Raw genomic sequence first — 18,745 nt, 5'->3', positions numbered from 1 at the left:
GTTACTTCAAGCCAGTTGGCTTGCTGCACTGATTTTCTGCTGAGGCGCAGAGTTTTCCCACGGAGATTTAGAGCGGGCAGCGTTCATCTTCGTAACGGGAGTAATGGCGATATGCAGTGCCACCAGCGGCTCGTTGCCGCTGGGGCCATGCATCATCTGATTGGTTACCAGGCGCTGTGGCTCGGCAGTGCCGAATGCGATCAGGCCGGTTAATTCGTAGTGCTTGCGCAGGGGACCTACCAGGCTGAAGCCTGCGCAGATCAGGGGCAGGCCCTGGCCGCGGGCGCCTACGAAGGTGCCCGTGGCAACATTGCGGCTGGGGCCAGAGCCGGCCACCATGCAGGTATAAAGCAAATCGACCCCGGCCGGCTTATTCGGCCATTCAATGGCAAAGCCTTCAATGAAGTATTCGCTTTCGGGTGCACCTACCCAGCCTTCGCTGGACACCACTTCGCCTGCGTGCTGCAACTGGGCGGTGACCACCAAGGGCATGGGCGCGTTGTTGTCGGCGAGGGCTTGAGCGGGTTCGGCGGTGGCGACCACGGCGAAGGTGCGCATGATGGCTGGGGAGGTATCGATGCGGTCGATGCGCAGGTCGATGGGCTCGATCACGTCGTCAAACATGTGATATTCGGTGATCAGTACCGTCGTCACGCCGCCTTTGACGCGCGCCACGAGGGTGTCGCCGAGCTTGGTCAGCATGTTCTTGCTGATGCCTTCGGCGGGGAAGAAATCTATGGAGCCTTTGCCCAGCGGCGCTTGCTGCAGCGCAATGCACACAGGCTTTTCGGCAGGCGGCTGCGAGGCGTAGCGGAAGATGTACATGCCAGGTTCGAGCAGCGTCACCCGTGAGCTGATCTTCAGGCCGTCAAGGGTCTGTGATGGCATAGACATGGCGTTGTTAAGCTCCTTTTAAGCAAAAACACTGGCAGCTAACTTGCTCAGACCCGTGCATACACTAAACGGCCAGTGATGGCTCCCTGCGAGTGGCGAAGATGCAGTCAGAGGGAAAAGATGTCAACCAAAGAATCTAAAAAAAATTTCATGCGCCAACGGAACTTACGCAATCTTGGAGCGCTCCCAATGCCCGTTTTTGTAATTCCTGAGTGTGGCGCTGGGCTATCATTTTGATTCTAAAATGCCTTGGGAAACAGGTATTTGGGTAATTTGATGAGATTTTCACGTCTTTTTCAAGTTTTGATGGCGCATGTCGCCAGCCTCTAAGGGCAGGGTTGCGCCGTTTGTCGGCTCGCAAATTCTTCATGGTGGCCATTTGCTGGTTTCGGTCAGGAGTCCCGATTGCATTGGCCCCAACCCACTTGACGGAAAAATTCATGTTCGATGCAGCTAGTCGGCTAGGCGGGGCGTTTCAAAGATAATCTGACACGCTGCTCCTTTGTGTGGGTGGTACACTGCCCGCCGCTTTCGCCTTTCTCAGTATGGATACCATGAGTTCACAATCCGACAACAACCTGCATGCCGCCCTCAAAGCCTGTAAAAGCAGCTTTCTCTCGGTCGGCTTTTTCAGCTTCTTCGTCAACGCCCTCATGCTGGTGCCCACCTTCTTCATGATCCAGGTGTCGGGCCGCGTCGTACCGTCAAGCAGTACCTCTACGTTGCTTATGCTGACGTTGATCCTGACGGTGTTGGTTGTGACGATGGGCGCGCTGGAATGGGTGCGCTCGCGTATCATGGTCAGGATCAGCAATCGCCTGGACGTCATGCTCAGCCGCGACGTGTACCGCGCGAGCTTTAAGCGCGCGCTGACCAGTGGAGGGGCCGATGCTACTGCGCAGTCACTCAACGACTTGACGTCGTTGCGCCAGTTCTTCACTGGTCCGGGCTTGTTTGCATTCTTCGATGCGCCGTGGTTCCCCATCTATACCATTGTCATGTTCCTCTTCCACCCTTGGTTTGGCTGGATGACCCTGGCGTGTGGTGCAGTGCTGACCATCCTCGCCGTGGTCAATCACCGGATAACTGGCAGTGCGCTGGCAAGCGCGAACAAGCAAAACGTGGCCTCCAACGTGGTGACCACCAAGGCGCTTCGTAATGCCGAGGTCATCGAGTCCATGGGCATGCTCGAAACCTTGATGAACCGCTGGGCCAAGCGCCAGCGCCAGATCATGATGTTGCAGTCCGAGGCGAGCGATAAGGGGGGGGCGGTCAGTTCCACGTCCAAGACGTTCCGGATCTGGGCGCAGTCAATCATGCTGGCTATCGGTGCGTACCTCACTATCACTCATGAGATCAACCCGGGGCTGCTGATGGCCGGTTCGCTGCTGCTGGGCCGGGCGCTTTCGCCTATCGACCAGATGATTGGCAGCTGGAAAGGTTTCGTAGCTGCCAAGGTCCAGTACGATCGCCTGAGCAAAGTGATGGACGATCTGAAGAACGAGCCGGAGCGCATGCCTCTGCCAGCGCCTGAGGGCTACATTCAGGTAGAGAACCTGATCGTAACCCCGCCGGGTGCCAAGTCCCCGGTATTGCGCAGCATCAGTTTCGTGGCGCCAGCTGGCTCCATTGTCGGCATTGTTGGCCCCAGCGCTGCGGGCAAGTCCACCCTGGTGCGTGCGCTGATGGGTATCTGGCCGCCGCAGCACGGCGTGGTGCGCCTGGATGGTGCCGACATCGCTGCTTGGGACAAGCAGGCGCTGGGTCCCTATGTCGGTTACCTGCCGCAGGACATCGAGCTGTTCGAAGGCAGCATCAGCGAGAACATCGCCCGTTTCGACAAGGTCGACCCGCAGAAGGTGGTCGAGGCAGCACAGATGGCTGGCGTACACGAGATGATCCTGATGCTTCCTGACGGTTATGACACCGTCATTGGCAGCGAGGGCGTGAACCTCTCCGGCGGCCAGCGTCAGCGTATCGGCTTGGCACGCGCCATCTATGGCAAGCCGCGCCTGGTCGTGCTTGATGAGCCTAACTCGAACCTCGACGATGTTGGCGAGCGCGCCTTGGGTATTGCCCTGCAAAAGCTTAAAGAGTCGGGTGCAACTGTATTCATTGTCTCGCACCGCCCCAATATTCTCACCCGCCTGGACCGCGTGCTGGTCATGGCCGGCGGTACCATTTCGCTTTATGGCGAGCGCGACCGCGTTATCGCCGAGCTCGCGCAGCAGGCCAAGGCCCAGCAGCGCGTTGCCCAGCCTGCTGCACCTCAGCCGCCGGCGGCTGCCCCGGCAGTGCCTAACCCCGCTCCACCTGCGGCCCCAGCCGCTGCGCCTGCCGTCACGACCAGCACTGGCGCTTGAAAGGATTCCTAGATGAGCAGCAAAGCTATCACCACGTTCGACCACAATTTCGATGACATGCCCACCTCCGATCGCGGCATTCGCCGCATCGGGCTGACCATTGTGTTTGTCACCTTCGGTATCTTCGGCACTTGGGCCGCGTTTGCGCCATTAAGTAATGCCGTACACGGCGCCGGTACTGTGACGGTGCAGAATTACCGCAAGACCGTGCAGCACCTGGAGGGTGGCATCGTCAAAGAACTTTACGCCCGTGATGGTGATCTGGTTAAAAAGGGTGACCCCCTGATTGTGCTGGATGAGTCTCAACTGAGTGCGGAGTACGAATCCACCCGCAACCAGTTGATTGTGGCCCGCTATAAAGAAGCGCGGCTGCGGGCTGAGCGTGACGGCATGAGTACCATCCCGGCTGTATCCATGGAAGGTACCGATTCGGATCGGGCCGTGGAGGCGCTGGCCGGCGAGCAGCAAGTGTTCAAGGCCCGTCACGATTCTTTGCAGGGCGAGATTTCGGTCAACCGCGAACGTATCGAGCAGATGAAGCAGCAAATTGCTGGCCTGAACGACATGATTCGCACCAAGCGCAGCCTGGAAAAGTCCTATACCGGTGAAATCAAGCAGCTGAAAGAGCTGCTGGCGGAAGGCTTTGTCGACAACCAGCGGCTGCTGGAGCAGGAACGCAAGCTGGACATGCTGAAGACGGAGGTTGCTGATCACGAATCGACGATCACCAAGACCAAATTGCAAATCGGGGAAACCGAACTGCAGATCGTGCAGTTGAAGAAGAAGTTCGATTCAGACGTGGCCAAGGAGCTGTCGGACGTGCAGGCTCAGGTGTTCGACCTTCAGGAAAAGGAAGCAGCCCTGCGCGACCGCCTTTCTCGTGTGGTCATTCGCGCGCCGGAAAGCGGCATGGTGCTGGACATGAAGGTGCACACCATTGGCGGCGTGGTCAGTGCAGCGACACCTTTGCTCGACATCGTACCGGCGCAGTCCGAACTGGTGATCGAAGCCAAGGTGGCGACCAAGGATATCGACCGGCTGGAGCTCGGCAAAACTGCCGATATCCGCTTCTCCGCATTTAACAATGCCACCACCCCCGTCATCGAGGGTAAGTTGACGCGCATCTCTGCAGACAGCTTGATTGAGGAGCGCACAGGCGACGCGTATTACCTGGTGCGGGTGAAAGTCACCGAAGACGGCATGAAAAAGCTCGGTAACCGCAAGCTGCAACCCGGCATGCCAGCCGAGGTCCTCATCAATGCAGGTGACCGCACCATGCTGCAGTACCTGTTGAAACCGGCGCGCAACATGTTCGCTGAATCGCTGATCGAGGAATGATTGTGCTACGTTTGCTACCGGGAGTAATGATGTGCATGGTCGCCTGGCAGGCGGTGGCCGTGGAAGGGAAGGCGGCTGTAGGTGAGCAGCCGAAAGGTGTTTCGGCGTCCACCTATGCGTTGGACCTGTCGGGGCTGTACCGTGAAGCGCGCCTGGAGGACCCGCGGGTCCTCGGCGCTTACGCACGTGCGCGCTCTGCCGGCGAGCAGCAGCGGGCGGCACTCGGCGGCTTGCTGCCCCAGGTGTCGGCCAATGCCAACTCTAGCCGCATCCTGCGCAAGAACGAGGCTACCCGTGACCTCTACAACACCGAAACCTACTCGCTTAGCCTCACCCAGTACTTGTATAACAAGCCGGCCTGGGAGCGGTACCAGAAATCCAAGAGCGTGAAAGACCAGAAGGGTCATGAAGCCGAAGATACCTTGGCAGAGGCCACGGTTGACCTCGCCAAGCGCTACTTCGTGGCGCTGGCCGCAGACGACGAGCTGACGCTGGTGCAAGCTGAGCGCCGGGCGACCCAGAAAAACCTCGACCGCGTCAGCAGTATGTTCGATCGGCAAATGGCCAAGATCACCGACAAGCTCGACATGCAGGCGCGAGTGGACTTCTTGCTTGCGCAAGAAGTGGAGGCGCGTAATCAGGTGCAAGTGAGTCGCGAGGCCTTGGCCGAGATTGTTGGGCGACCGGTTACCGAGCCGCTCAGTCGGGTGCGCAATGATGTCACGTTGCAGGCGCCCACCCGGCCTTTGCAGAGCTGGGTAACCCAGGCTATCGAAACCAACCCTTTGCTGAAGTCGTATCAGAGTGGGGCAGAGGCGGCCAATGCGGCGGTGCGCGAAGGCAAGGGCGAGCACTATCCGCAAGTGGGATTGAGTGTCAGTGCGCAGCAGAACGACCAAGGTTATGACAATACCCAGACGCCTCGCAGTAATAGCTATGTGGCTTCGCTGGGGGTGAAAATCCCGATCTACAGCGGTGGCTCTACCTCCGCTCGGGTGCGTGGGCTTTACGATGATCAGCTGGCAGCCGAGGAGCAACTGGAAGGTGCTCGGCGTCAGGTGGTCAAGGAAACCACTACCGCCTATCTGACTGCACAGGCTGCGGTCGAGAAGATTCGCGCTAACCGCAACGCACTGTCATCGGCGCAGCAGTCCAGCATTGCAGCGCAGAAGGCGTTCACCTTCGGTGTGGTCAACGCCGTGGATGTGCTCACTGCCGTTCAGAACGAGTTCAAGGCGCGGCGCGACCTGCTGAAGACACAGTACGACTTCATCACCAACCTGTTCCTGCTCAACCGTTGGGCGGGGGAGTTGACGCAGGAAAGTGTGGATAACGTCAATGTGTGGCTAAGCCCCGTGCCGGAAACCAGCTTGCCGGGTGGCGAGGTTGCGCGGGTGGATGCACGTAGCTGATCGGGCTGCGGGTGTTCGTCTTGGGTATGAAGGTGGGGCAAATATCGAGCGCCGCCCGCGCGGCGCATCGCGAGCTGCGCTCGCTCCTACGTTTGTTTCGGGCCAATCATTCCTGTGCCATTTGCACGCGAACGCCTTGGCTAACCCCAACAACCGTCCGGTTCGGAATCTTCCTACACGCTTTGTAGTGGCGGCTTCGGGCCGTGGCACTTATTCTCCCTCCTTGGCGCCAAACCGTTCGGTGGCGCCTGCCATGCTTTGGCCGGTTCCAAGCGCCCCAGCAGCTGCCAGCTTGCGTCGCGCCAGTACTTTGTAAGTCGAGTAGTGCGTACGACCTATGTATACTTCGGCATGGAACCGAAAATGCGTGGCTGGAACTGCCCGCATCACAACCTATTAACACATGCCCGCACGGCACTATCGGAGTTGGTTAAGTCGCATGAAAGCAATCGTTACTGGGATCACTGGTCAAGACGGCGCCTACCTGGCGGAACTGCTGCTGGAAAAGGGCTATACAGTCTATGGCACCTATCGTCGTACCAGCTCGGTTAACTTCTGGCGCATCGAGGAGTTGGGGATTCACACCAACCCTAACCTGCACCTGGTCGAGTACGACCTCACCGACCTGTCGGCCAGCATTCGCCTGCTGCAAACCACCGAAGCCACCGAGGTATACAACCTCGCTGCGCAAAGCTTCGTTGGCGTATCGTTCGAACAGCCACTGACCACCGCCGAAATCACCGGCCTGGGTGCTGTGAACCTGCTTGAGGCCATCCGTATCGTCAATCCGAAAGCACGTTTCTATCAGGCGTCGACTTCGGAAATGTTCGGCAAGGTCCAGGAAATTCCGCAGGTAGAGACCACCCCGTTCTACCCGCGTAGCCCTTACGGTGTGGCCAAGCTGTACGCCCACTGGATGACCATCAACTACCGCGAGTCGTACAACATCTTTGCCACCAGCGGCATCCTGTTCAACCATGAGTCGCCACTGCGCGGCCGTGAGTTCGTGACCCGCAAGATCACTGACTCCGTTGCCAAGATCAAACTGGGCCTGCTGGACAAGCTGGAGCTGGGCAACCTCGATGCCAAGCGCGACTGGGGCTTTGCCAAAGAGTACGTCGAAGGCATGTGGCGCATGTTGCAGGCTGAACAGCCTGATACCTTCGTACTCGCCACCAACCGCACCGAAACCGTACGTGACTTCGTGTCCATGGCGTTCAAGGCTGTCGGCATTGAAATCAAGTGGAGCGGCAAGGACGAGGCAGAGCAGGGCACCTGCGCCGCCAGCGGCAAGGTACTGGTTGTCATCAACCCGAAATTCTACCGCCCGGCCGAAGTCGAGCTGCTCATCGGCAACCCCGACAAAGCCAAGCAAGTGCTGGGCTGGGAGCCGAAAACCAGCCTGGAAGAACTGTGCCGCATGATGGTCGAAGCCGACCTGCGTCGTAACGAAAAAGGGTTCTCGTTCTGATGCAAATGGCCAGTAAACGCGCGCTGATTACAGGTATTCACGGGTTCACCGGCCGTTACATGGCGGCCGAATTGCGGGCCAGTGGCTATGAAGTTTTCGGGACTGGGAGCCAGCCTTTGCAGGCCCCCGACTATCGTCAGGCCGATCTGACCGATGGGCCGGGTCTGCGCGCGTTGCTGGCCGAACTGCAGCCGGATGTAGTTGTGCATCTGGCTGCCATTGCTTTTGTCGGGCATGGTACCGCCGACGCGTTCTACCAGGTCAACCTGATAGGTACGCGCAACCTGCTCGAAGCCATCGCGGCCTGTGGCGAAACGCCTGAGTGCGTGTTGATCGCCAGCAGTGCTAACGTGTATGGCAACATTTCCGAAGGGATGCTGGACGAGCAGGCCTTGCCTGCGCCGGCCAATGATTACGCGGTCAGCAAGCTCGCCATGGAATACATGGCCCGGCTGTGGGCTGACCGGTTGCCGATCGTCATCACGCGTCCTTTCAATTACACCGGTGTTGGGCAGGCAGACAACTTTCTGCTGCCGAAAATCGTTTCGCATTTCCGTCGCAAGGCTGACACCATCGAACTGGGCAACCTCGACGTATGGCGCGATTTCAGCGACGTACGCGCGGTCGTTCAGGCCTATCGCGGCTTGATAGAGGCACGGCCGCTGGGGCAGACAGTCAACGTCAGCTCCGGGCAAACGCATTCGTTGCGCGAGGTCATCGCCAAGTGTTCGGCCATTACCGGGCATCAGCTGGACGTGCAAGTTAACCCGGCCTTTGTCCGCGCCAACGAGGTGAAAACCTTGTGTGGCAACAATGGCAAGCTGCGTGAGCTTGTGCCGGGTTGGCAAACGCCTTCGCTGGACGAAACCCTGGGTTGGATGCTTGCTGATCAATGAAGCTCATCCTTTCAGTCGAATCGGTTCGCTTCCCGTTGACCGGTATCGGGCGCTATACCTATGAACTGGCGTCACGGCTGCAGCATGCTGACGAAATCAGCGACTTGCGGCTATTCGCCGGGCGCAGGTTCGTACCCGAATTGCTCAAGCCTTCGGACCAGTCCGACGCTGTGCATGGCCTTAAGCGTTTTGTGCAGAAAAACGCCCTGGCGGTGGAAGCTTACCGGCGCTTGATGCCTTTGCTGCGCAAGCGCGCGTTGCGCGGCCACGAAGATTTCATCTACCACAGCACCAATTTCTACCTGCCGCCTTTCGCAGGGCCCAGGGTGGCGACCTTCCACGATCTGTCACCCTTTACCTGGGCCCATTGCCATACGCCACAGCTGGCCCGTTACCTGCAAAAAGAGCTGACGCTAACCCTCGAGCGTGCTGATGCCCTGATTACGGTTTCGCACCATACTCGCAAGGAGCTGGCGGAGTACTTCGGCTGGCCCCTGGAGCGCATTCATGCGGTACCGTTGGCCAGCTCTGCGCAGTTCCACCCTCGCACACCCCAGGCGTTACGCGAAACCCTCGCACGCCATGGCCTGGAGCCAGGCGGTTATAGCCTGTTCGTCGGTACCATCGAGCCGCGCAAGAACATCGAGAACCTGCTCAATGCCTACGGCCGATTGCCGCTTGCGTTGCGCCAGCGTTGGCCCTTGATCCTCAGCGGTTACCATGGCTGGCGCAGCGAGGCGATCCACAGCCGTATTGCCCAGGCGCAGCAGGAAGGTTGGGCGCGCTACCTCGGTTTCGTTGCCAGTGAAGACTTGCCGCTGCTGTTTGCCGGCGCTCGGCTGTTCACCTTCCCGTCGCACTATGAAGGGTTCGGTCTGCCAGTGCTCGAGGCCATGAGCTCGGGGGTACCGGTGGTATGCTCCAACAGCTCGTCGCTGCCAGAGGTAGCGGGTTCGGCGGCGTTGATGTGCGCGCCTGATGATGTAGAAGGCCTGACCGGGTTGCTGCACCAGGGCCTCGAGGATGAAGCGTGGCGGTCTGCTGCAGTGCAGCAAGGGCTGTTGCATGCCAGTGGCTTTTCGTGGGAACGCTGCGCACAGGCCACCGTCGAGGTTTATAAGTCGGTCAGGGCGCGATGATCAAGGTTCTGCATTTTTTCAAAACGTATTACCCCGACTCCATGGGGGGCATCGAGCAGGTCATTTTCCAGATCGCGGAAGGCACTCGGGCTCTTGGTGTTCAGTCAGAGGTGCTTTACCTCAGCCCGCGAGGTGCGGCACGCAATGAGCCTTTAGGCAGCCACCTGACGCACCGCTCCAAGCTGGACTTGCATGTGGCCTCAACGGGTTTCTCGCTGTCGGCAATGAAGGACTTTGCCGAACTGGCCGGCCAGGCTGACATCGTGCACTACCACTTCCCTTGGCCCTACATGGACCTGGTGCATTTTCTGGCGCGGCTGAACAAGCCCACGGTCGTCAGTTACCACTCCGATATCATCAAGCAAAAATGGCTGCTCAAGCTGTATCAGCCGTTGATGAACCGTTTTCTTTCCAGTGTTGACCGTATTGTCGTTTCCTCGCCCAATTATGCTGCGCACAGCCCAGTGCTGACACACTTCAAGGACAAGCTTGCAGTCATCCCCTTCGGCCTTGACCGCGCCACCTATCCCCGGGCAACCGCAGAAAAGCTGGCTTACTGGCGTGCGCGTCTGGGCGAACGGTTCTTCCTGTTTGTAGGCGCACTGCGCTATTACAAGGGGCTGGATTACCTGCTGCAGGCTACAGCCATAAACCGCTTACCGGTGGTGATCCTGGGCGGGGGCTTCCTTGAGGGGCAGCTCAAGCAGCAGGCAGCGGAGCTTGGGCTTGCCAATGTACATTTTCTGGGCGGCTTGGCAGATGACGATAAAGCGGCGTTGCTGGAGTTGTGTTACGCATTTGCCTTCCCCTCTCACCTGCGCTCCGAATCGTTCGGTATTTCGCTACTGGAAGCGGCAATGTATGGCAAGCCGCTGATTTCCTGTGAAATGGGTTCGGGTACCACGTTCATCAACCTGGCGGACCAGACAGGGTTGGTGGTGCCGCCGCGTGATGCCCGTGCACTGTCGCAAGCCATGCAGCGTCTGTGGGACGACCCCGCCATGGCACAGGCAATGGGTGCTAATGCATTGCGACGTTACGAGGAAGTATTTACCGCATCTGCCATGGCCGGTGCTTATGCCGATCTCTACCGTAGCCTGTTATAGCAACGGCTTTGCGCCGCGAAAGGGAGCCTGAGCGGCCCCGATACAGGTAACACCTGTTTGAACCGAGATCGAACTTCATGGAAAGACGCACAATACTTGTCACAGGCGCCAATGGGTTTGTCGGCAGCGCACTGTGCAGCCGATTGGCTACCATGGCCAACTTTGCCACCCGGGCGGCTTTGCGCGGTACGTGCCATGCGCCTGTAGCCGGTGTTCAGGCCGTTACGGTTGCGGACCTGGATGCGACCACCCCTTGGGGGCCAGCGCTGGCCGGTGTCGATTTGGTGGTGCATGCCGCAGCCCGCGTGCACGTCATGAAGGAAGACGCCGCTGATAGCTTGGCCGAGTTCCGCCGGGTAAACGTCGATGGCACCCTCAATCTGGCGCGGCAGGCCGCTGCAGCAGGTGTGCGTCGGTTTATCTTCATCAGCTCTATCAAGGTCAACGGCGAAGCAAGCCAGCCCGGCGTGCCGCTACGCGCCGATGATGTGCCTGCACCTAAGGACGCTTACGGCTTGTCCAAGTACGAAGCAGAGCAAGGGTTGCGCCAATTGGCTGCGAGCACGGCCATGGAGGTTGTGATAATACGCCCCGTACTGGTCTATGGCCCTGGGGTCAAAGCTAACTTCCAGAGCATGATGCGCTGGGTGCAGCTCGGGGTGCCCTTGCCATTCGGCGCAGTGGATAACCGCCGTAGCCTGGTGTCGCTGGCCAATCTTGTCGACCTTGTGGTGACCTGCCTCGACCATCCGGCGGCTGCCAACCAGACGTTTCTGGCCAGTGATGGTGACGACGTTTCGCTGGCCCGGCTTTTGGGTGCGCTGGGCCGCGCGCTGGGTCGGCCGGCGCGGCTGCTACCGGTGCCATCGGGTGTGCTGCGTGGCGCTGCGCTGCTGCTTGGTCGGCGCGATCTCGCCCAGCGTCTGCTCGGCTCGCTGCAAGTGGACATTGAAAAAAACCGGCGGTTGCTCGGCTGGCGACCTCCTCATACCTTGGAACAAGGGCTCAACATGACCGCTCAATCTTTCCTCCGGGCCCATCGCCGATGATTGGGTTGATAATGGTTGCAGGCGTTTTGGCGTGGCTGATGACAGCGATGTTGCGGCGCTATGCATTGTCCCGCAGTTTGTTGGACATCCCCAATGAACGTAGCTCGCATACCCTGGCGACACCTCGTGGTGGCGGCTTGTCGTTCGTGATCACCTTTCTCGTAGCGCTGTCAGTTCTGGGTGGGTGGGGTTACGTTACGCCATCGGTGCTCGTCAGTCTGCTGGGTGCGGGGGGGCTGGTAGCGCTGGTCGGCTTCATGGACGACCATGGCCACATCGCCGCGCGCTGGCGCTTGCTGGGGCATTTCATTGCGGCTGGCTGGGGGCTTTTCTGGATCGGCGGCTTGCCACCGATTACGATTTTTGGCGTGCCGTTGTCTGCAGCCTGGCTCAGTATCATCATCGGGCTGCTGTACTTGGTGTGGTTGCTCAATCTGTACAATTTCATGGACGGCATCGATGGTATCGCCAGCATCGAGGCTATTTGCATATGCCTTGGGGGCAGCCTGCTGTACTGGCTGACCGGTCATGCCCAAGAGGCCGTGTTGCCTATGTTGCTGGCGGCCACCGTGGCCGGCTTCCTGGTTTGGAACTTTCCTCCTGCACGCATCTTCATGGGCGATGCCGGCAGTGGTTTCCTGGGTATTGTCCTGGGCCTGCTGGCATTAATGGCAGGCTGGATAAACCCGCTATTATTCTGGGGGTGGTTAATACTTTTGGGGGTGTTCGTGGTGGACGCCACGTTCACCCTCGCACGCCGCCTGCTGCGGGGCGACAAGGTTTACCAGGCGCACCGCAGCCATGCCTACCAGTATGCCTCGCGTCGCTACGCCGGCCACCGCCCGGTCAGCCTGGCAGTGGCGGCCATCAACCTTGGCTGGCTGTTGCCTGTGGCCAGCGCGGTGGTGCTGTTGAAACTCGATGGTGCGCTGGGAACGATGGTGGCGTACGCGCCTCTTGTAGTGCTGGCGCTGATCTACCAGGCAGGGGAAAAGGAATAGGATGGTCGAACAAGGAAGGCGTCGTATCGCGCTGCTGAACCTTCGGTTCTGCTCAGAAGCGCTCTGGTCAGTCAATCGAAGCCCCGATGCGCAGAGGATAGCTGGATGAGCGACGCTAAAAATCAAAAAGTGCGTGAGTACCTTGTCAACTTGTCCCGGCGGGAAAAGCGCCTGGTACAAGTGTGCACCGACATCGTGCTCATCTGGTTTGCGTTGTGGCTGTCTTTTATCGTGCGCCTGGGCATCGATGAAATGTACAACCCTATTGTCGAGCATGGCTGGCTGTTCCTCGCCGCCCCGGTGGTTGCCATTCCGTTGTTTATCCGCTTTGGCATGTACCGGGCGGTCATGCGCTATTTCGGCAATGATGCGCTGGTGACCATCATCAAGGCTGTGACACTGTCGTCACTGATTCTGGCGGTGGTGGTGTACTGGTACAGCAACCATCAAGTTGTCGTGCCGCGGTCGATCATTTTCAACTACTGGTGGTTGAGCATGGTCATCATCGGGGGCCTGCGCCTGATCATGCGCCAGTATTTCCTGGGTGACTGGTTTACCGGCGCCCATCAGATACCGTTCGCCAACCGCGATGATGGCCTGGTCAAGGTAGCCATCTATGGTGCAGGCACCGCCGGCAACCAGCTGCTGGCAGCGTTGCGCATGGGGCGGGCGATGCGCCCGGTGGCGTTCATTGATGATGACAGTGACCTTGCCAACCGGGTCATTTCCGGTTTGCAGGTGTACAAGCCCAAGCATCTGCAGCAGATGATCAAGGAAACCGGTGCACAGGAAATCCTCCTCGCCCTGCCTTCGGTATCGCGCGCCCGGCGCAAGGAGATTCTCGCCTTGCTCGAACCTTACCCGTTGCACGTGCGCAGCGTGCCGGCCTTTGCCGACCTGGCAAGTGGCCGGGTCAAAGTGGATGACATCCAAGACGTGGACATTGCCGATTTGCTTGGGCGTGACCCGGTACCCGCTAAGGAAGGGCTGCTCGAACGCTGCATCCACAAGCAAACGGTACTGGTCACCGGGGCCGGTGGCTCCATCGGCTCCGAGCTTTGCCGCCAGATCATAGGGCTTGGGCCAACGACATTGCTGCTGTTCGACCACAGCGAGTACAACCTCTACGCCATCCTCAGTGAGCTGGAGCAACGCGTTGCGCGCGAGTCGCTGCCGGTGCGACTGCTGCCCATTCTGGGGTCGGTACGCAATCAGCAGCATCTTGCCCACGTTATGTCCACTTGGCGGGTAGCCACCGTCTACCACGCGGCGGCTTACAAACATGTGCCCATGGTTGAGCACAACATGGCGGAGGGCATACTCAACAATGTGTTCGGCACGCTTTGTACCGCACAGGCTGCTTTGCAATCAGGCGTTGCCAACTTCGTGCTTATCTCGACTGACAAGGCGGTGCGCCCCACGAACGTGATGGGCGGTACCAAGCGTCTTTCCGAGTTGATTCTGCAAGCACTAAGCCGCGAGGCGGCACCCGTCATGTACGGTGACAGCAGCAAGATCGCCCGGGTGAACAAAACCCGCTTCACCATGGTGCGCTTTGGCAATGTGCTGGGCTCCTCTGGCTCGGTGATCCCGTTGTTCCACAAGCAGATCAAGGCCGGTGGCCCAATTACGGTTACCCACCCGAAGATTACCCGCTATTTCATGACTATCCCCGAAGCCGCTCAACTGGTGGTTCAGGCAGGGGCGATGGGGCAGGGCGGGGACGTATTTGTTCTCGACATGGGGGAGCCGGTAAAAATTGTTGAGCTGGCTGAGAAAATGATTCATCTCTCGGGCCTTAGCGTACGTAGCTCGGGTAACCCCAATGGTGATATCGCCATCGAGTTCACGGGGTTGCGCCCAGGTGAGAAGCTTTTTGAAGAGTTGTTGATTGGCGATGACGTTTCGCCTACCGTCCACCCGATGATCATGGTAGCGAATGAAGACTACGTCACTTGGGACGTCTTGCGTGAACGTATTGCCGTGTTACTCAATGCAGTGGCGGTGGATGACTTTGGCCGTATCCGGCAACTGTTGCGTGAACTAGTGAACGGGTATGTGCCGGAAGGAGAAATTGTCGACTGGATCTACCAACAGCAGCGGCAGGACAGTTGATGCCGCGTCCCGTTGAAGCATACCTTTTCTGTTAATGAGTTAATGAGTTAATGAGTTAATGAGTTAATGAGTTAATGAGTTAATGAGTTAATGAGTTAATGAGTTAATGAGTTAAAGAGTGAAGATGAACCATCTTGATATCGCCAAAGAAGCCCTCGTTGCCCAGGCCCAGGCGGTCGCCAAACTAGCGGATCGTCTTGATGGTCAGTTCCAAAGCGCGGTCGATTTGATTCTTGCCTGTGAAGGGCGGACAGTAGTTTGTGGTATGGGCAAATCCGGCCTGATTGGCAAAAAAATGGTCGCTACTTTTGCCTCTACCGGTACGCCTAGCTTCTTCCTGCACCCGGCAGAAGCTTTTCACGGCGACCTGGGGATGCTCAAGCCCGTTGATGTGCTGGTGCTGATAAGTTACAGCGGAGAAACCGAAGAGCTGATCAAGCTGATTCCCAGCCTCAAGTCATTCGGCAATAAATTTATTGCGATGACCGGGAGCGGCAACTCCACGCTAGCCAAACATGCAGACATTTGGCTTGATATTTCGGTGGATCGCGAAGTTTGTCCAAATAACCTAGCGCCTACCACGTCCACATTAGCCACCATGGCCATGGGGGATGCGCTGGCAGTGGCTTTGATTACCGCGAATCAGTTCAAGCCGATGGACTTTGCCCGTTACCATCCCGGCGGAAGCCTTGGTCGAAAATTGTTGACTCGCGTAGCTGACGTAATGCATTCGCCGGCACCGATTGTTTCGCCAGCGAGCAGTTTTCAAGACTGCCTGCTGATGATGACGCAAAGCCGGCTTGGCTTAGCCATGGTGATGGATGGTAATGAACTTGTCGGTATTGTTACGGATGGCGACCTGCGTCGTGCCTTGTTAAAAAATAACCAAGTTATTCATGCCTCTGTAACTGAGTTCATGACGCTGAACCCCCACACCATTCCAGCGGATTGCCGCGTGTCGGTCGCTGAAGCTTACATGCTGGAGAACAAAATCCGTGCCTTGGCGGTGGTCGACGATTGCGGGGCTATTGTTGGCGTCGTCGAGATTTTTGACGGCAATCCCGTAGCGTGAAACAGCCGGTAATTATCGTTGCCTGGGTAGGCAGCCGCTTCTTGTCCAGAAGCGGCTTTACTCACCGTCGCAGATTAGGCAATAGTCAATTGCGGGAATGATTTTACCAGATCATCCAGCGCTTTGATTTGTGCCAGGAAGGGTTCCAACTTGTCCAATGGCAGTGCGCTCGGGCCATCACACTTGGCCTGATCAGGGTTTGGGTGGGCTTCCAGGAACAGGCCAGCCAATCCGACTCCCATGCCGGCACGTGCCAGCTCTACCACCTGCTCGCGCCGACCGCCAGAAGCCGCACCCGATGGGTCGCGATTCTGCAGGGCATGAGTGACGTCAAAGATGATCGGCAGATCTTGGCAAGTACGCTTCATGACGCCGAAGCCAAGCATGTCCACGATCAGGTTGTCGTAGCCCATGCAAGTGCCCCTGTCGCAAAGGATCAACTGGTCATTACCCGCTTCCTTGAACTTATGCACGATGTTCTGCATCTGCGAAGGGCTGAGGAATTGGGGCTTTTTGATGTTCACCGGCTTGCCGGTTTTGGCCAAGGCAACAACCAGGTCTGTTTGACGGGCGAGGAATGCCGGCAGCTGCAGCACATCGACGACTTCCGCCACCGGGGCCGTTTGGTAGATTTCGTGAACGTCGGTGATTATCGGCACGCCAAATTCTGCCTTCACCTTTTCAAAGATCCGCAGCCCTTCTTCCATGCCGGGGCCACGGTAGGAATGGATCGATGAGCGGTTGGCTTTATCAAAGCTGGCTTTGAACACATACGGGATGCCCAGCTTCTGCGTGACGCGCACATATTCTGCACAGGCGGTAAGGGCCAGGTTTTCAGACTCGAGCACGTTGATGCCGCCGAATAGCACAAAAGGAGCCGAGTTGGAGCATTCGATTGTGGAGTTGATCTTGATCATTTTTTACTCGATAGGTCCTTAGGGGGCAACCCGCAGGACATGGCAAAGGGATAATAGTCAGCGCGCCCTTGCTAACTGTGGTTGTGCCGATTCTACAATTTTTCTGCTGCCTTTCGAGCATGGCGAGGCTGCCAGGCGTTTTTGAGCGGTATTTTGCGCGCATGAATGCGGCTTTTCCCTTTCTTGCGCATGGGCATTGCCTATAATGTCGCCGACGTGGAACCTGACAACGATTGATAGGTTCTGGCTTTACCCGTATCAAGGATCTTTTTGCAATGGCGTTCTACCGTACACCTCACGATGTCACTGCTCTGCCAGCCTGGAAGGCGCTTCAGCAACACCGCGAAGCCATGCAAGGCTTCAGCATGTCCGAAGCCTTCGCCGCCGATGCCAAGCGCTTCGACCAGTTTTCCCTCAGCGCTTGCGGCCTGTTCCTCGACTATTCAAAAAACCTGATCACCGAGCAAAGCCGCGACCTGCTGGTCAGCCTGGCCAATGAAGTAGGCCTGCAGGACGCCATCAAGGCGATGTTCGGCGGTGAGATCATCAACGCCTCCGAAGGCCGCCCGGTGCTGCACACCGCCTTGCGCCGGCCCGTAGGTGACAAACTCAGCGTCAACGGCGTGAACGTCATGCCGGAAGTGCACAAGGTGCTCAACCAGATTACCGAACTGGTCGGCCGCATTCACGATGGCCTGTGGCGCGGCTACAGCGAAAAACCGATCACCGACGTGGTCAACATTGGCATTGGCGGCTCGTTCCTCGGCCCCGAGCTGGTTTCCGAAGCGCTGCTACCCTACGCCCAGCGCGGCGTGCGCTGCCACTACCTGGCCAATATCGACGGCAGCGAGTTCCACGAGCTGTCGGCCAACCTGCGCGCCGAAACCACCCTGTTCATCGTCTCGTCGAAGTCGTTCAACACCCTCGAGACGCTGAAAAACGCCATGGCCGCGCGGACCTGGTACCTGGCCCAAGGCGGCTCGGAAGCCGAGCTGTACCGCCACTTCATTGCCGTATCCAGCAACAAGGCCGCTGCTGTAGCGTTCGGTATCCGCGAAGAAAACATCTTCCCGATGTGGGACTGGGTGGGGGGGCGCTACTCGCTGTGGTCGGCCATCGGCCTGCCGATCGCCCTGGCCATCGGCACCGCTAACTTCAAGGAACTGCTGTCCGGCGCCTACACCATGGACCAGCACTTCCAGACCGCACCGTTCGACAAGAACATGCCGGTGCTACTGGCCCTGCTGGGCGTGTGGTATGGCAACTTCTGGGACGCGAACAGCCACGCGATCCTGCCGTACGACCACTACCTGCGCAACATCACCAAGCACCTGCAGCAGCTGGACATGGAATCCAACGGCAAGAGCGTGCTGCAAGACGGTACCCCGGTGAAAACCGACACCGGGCCGGTGATCTGGGGCGGCGTGGGCTGCAATGGCCAGCATGCCTACCACCAGTTGCTGCACCAGGGCACCCAGTTGATTCCGGCCGATTTCATCGTGCCGGTGGTGAGCTTCAACCCGGTGGCCGACCACCACCAGTGGCTGTACGCCAACTGCCTGTCGCAGAGCCAGGCGCTGATGCTGGGCAAAACCCGCGAGGAAGCCGAAGCCGAATTGCGCGCTAAAGGCCTCAACGAAGCAGACATCGAAAAGCTGGCTCCGCACAAGGTGATCCCGGGTAACCGCCCGAGCAACACATTGGTGGTCGAGCGCATCAGCCCGCGCCGGCTGGGTGCGCTGGTGGCCATGTACGAGCACAAGGTGTTCGTACAGAGCGTTGTCTGGGGTATCAACGCCTTCGACCAGTGGGGCGTCGAGCTGGGCAAGGAACTGGGCAAGGGCGTTTACCAGCGCTTGGTCGGTAGCCTGGAAGACAGCGCCGAAGACGGTTCCACCCAAGGCCTGATCAATTACTTTCGTGGTAAACACCGTGGCTGACACTGCTTGATACTGGCCCGGCGGGAGGGGGC

14 protein-coding genes are annotated in these 18,745 nt (G+C 58.5%); 12 read left to right on the top strand and 2 right to left on the bottom strand.

Going from position 1 to position 18,745, the window contains the following annotated elements:
• Positions 1-6 precede the first annotated feature (6 nt).
• Positions 7-888, bottom strand: a complete 882-nt coding sequence (locus tag LMH93_RS20330; protein ID WP_230065377.1) for a hypothetical protein — start codon at positions 886-888, stop codon at positions 7-9.
• Between the two features lie 560 nt (positions 889-1,448).
• Here LMH93_RS20330 and LMH93_RS20325 point away from each other — a divergent pair.
• The 11 genes from LMH93_RS20325 to LMH93_RS20275 all read left to right on the top strand — a co-directional run bounded on the left by LMH93_RS20325 (position 1,449) and on the right by LMH93_RS20275 (position 15,856).
• Positions 1,449-3,257 (top strand): type I secretion system permease/ATPase, encoded by a 1,809-nt coding sequence (locus tag LMH93_RS20325; protein ID WP_230064520.1) that lies wholly within the window; start codon positions 1,449-1,451, stop codon positions 3,255-3,257.
• Positions 3,258-3,269: 12 nt separating this feature from the next.
• Positions 3,270-4,595, top strand: a complete 1,326-nt coding sequence (locus tag LMH93_RS20320) for an HlyD family type I secretion periplasmic adaptor subunit (RefSeq protein ID WP_230064519.1) — start codon at positions 3,270-3,272, stop codon at positions 4,593-4,595.
• A complete protein-coding gene (locus tag LMH93_RS20315; RefSeq protein ID WP_230064518.1) occupies positions 4,592-6,007 on the top strand; it encodes a TolC family outer membrane protein in 1,416 nt (471 codons plus the stop codon). The genes LMH93_RS20320 and LMH93_RS20315 overlap by 4 nt, the downstream gene beginning before the upstream one ends.
• A gap of 439 nt (positions 6,008-6,446) precedes the next feature.
• On the top strand, positions 6,447-7,478 hold the full coding sequence (gene gmd / locus LMH93_RS20310) for a GDP-mannose 4,6-dehydratase (RefSeq protein ID WP_059395268.1): 1,032 nt from the start codon (positions 6,447-6,449) through the stop codon (positions 7,476-7,478).
• A complete protein-coding gene (locus LMH93_RS20305) occupies positions 7,478-8,374 on the top strand; it encodes a GDP-mannose 4,6-dehydratase (RefSeq protein ID WP_230064517.1) in 897 nt (298 codons plus the stop codon). Before gmd ends, LMH93_RS20305 begins: the two co-directional genes overlap by 1 nt.
• Positions 8,371-9,513: a glycosyltransferase family 4 protein gene (locus tag LMH93_RS20300; protein ID WP_059395266.1), complete on the top strand. Its 1,143-nt coding sequence runs from the start codon at positions 8,371-8,373 to the stop codon at positions 9,511-9,513. Before LMH93_RS20305 ends, LMH93_RS20300 begins: the two co-directional genes overlap by 4 nt.
• Positions 9,510-10,619, top strand: a complete 1,110-nt coding sequence (locus tag LMH93_RS20295; RefSeq protein WP_326839524.1) for a glycosyltransferase family 4 protein — start codon at positions 9,510-9,512, stop codon at positions 10,617-10,619. The genes LMH93_RS20300 and LMH93_RS20295 overlap by 4 nt, the downstream gene beginning before the upstream one ends.
• A gap of 77 nt (positions 10,620-10,696) precedes the next feature.
• Entirely contained in the window at positions 10,697-11,668 is a 972-nt protein-coding gene (locus tag LMH93_RS20290) for a UDP-glucose 4-epimerase family protein (protein WP_230064516.1), read from the top strand.
• Positions 11,665-12,669 carry an MraY family glycosyltransferase gene (locus tag LMH93_RS20285; RefSeq protein WP_230064515.1) on the top strand — a complete coding sequence of 335 codons (1,005 nt, stop codon included), beginning with the start codon at positions 11,665-11,667 and terminating at the stop codon, positions 12,667-12,669. Before LMH93_RS20290 ends, LMH93_RS20285 begins: the two co-directional genes overlap by 4 nt.
• 105 nt (positions 12,670-12,774) lie before the next feature.
• Entirely contained in the window at positions 12,775-14,784 is a 2,010-nt protein-coding gene (locus LMH93_RS20280) for a nucleoside-diphosphate sugar epimerase/dehydratase (RefSeq protein ID WP_230064514.1), read from the top strand.
• Between the two features lie 124 nt (positions 14,785-14,908).
• Entirely contained in the window at positions 14,909-15,856 is a 948-nt protein-coding gene (locus LMH93_RS20275) for a KpsF/GutQ family sugar-phosphate isomerase (RefSeq protein ID WP_049587275.1), read from the top strand.
• A 74-nt stretch (positions 15,857-15,930) separates the two neighbouring features.
• On the opposite strand, the gene kdsA is transcribed toward LMH93_RS20275, so the two are convergent.
• A complete protein-coding gene (kdsA, locus tag LMH93_RS20270; protein ID WP_230064513.1) occupies positions 15,931-16,773 on the bottom strand; it encodes a 3-deoxy-8-phosphooctulonate synthase in 843 nt (280 codons plus the stop codon).
• A 275-nt stretch (positions 16,774-17,048) separates the two neighbouring features.
• On the opposite strand from kdsA, the gene pgi reads away from it, so the two are divergent.
• A complete protein-coding gene (gene pgi, locus LMH93_RS20265; protein WP_230064512.1) occupies positions 17,049-18,713 on the top strand; it encodes a glucose-6-phosphate isomerase in 1,665 nt (554 codons plus the stop codon).
• Positions 18,714-18,745 lie beyond the last annotated feature (32 nt).

Origin of the sequence: Pseudomonas sp. CIP-10 (assembly GCF_020911845.1) — a bacterium.
GTDB classification, from domain to species: Bacteria; Pseudomonadota; Gammaproteobacteria; order Pseudomonadales; family Pseudomonadaceae; genus Aquipseudomonas; species Aquipseudomonas alloputida.
Note: the sequence above shows the minus strand (reverse complement) of the source record. Positions and strands in the feature narration are given on the sequence as shown.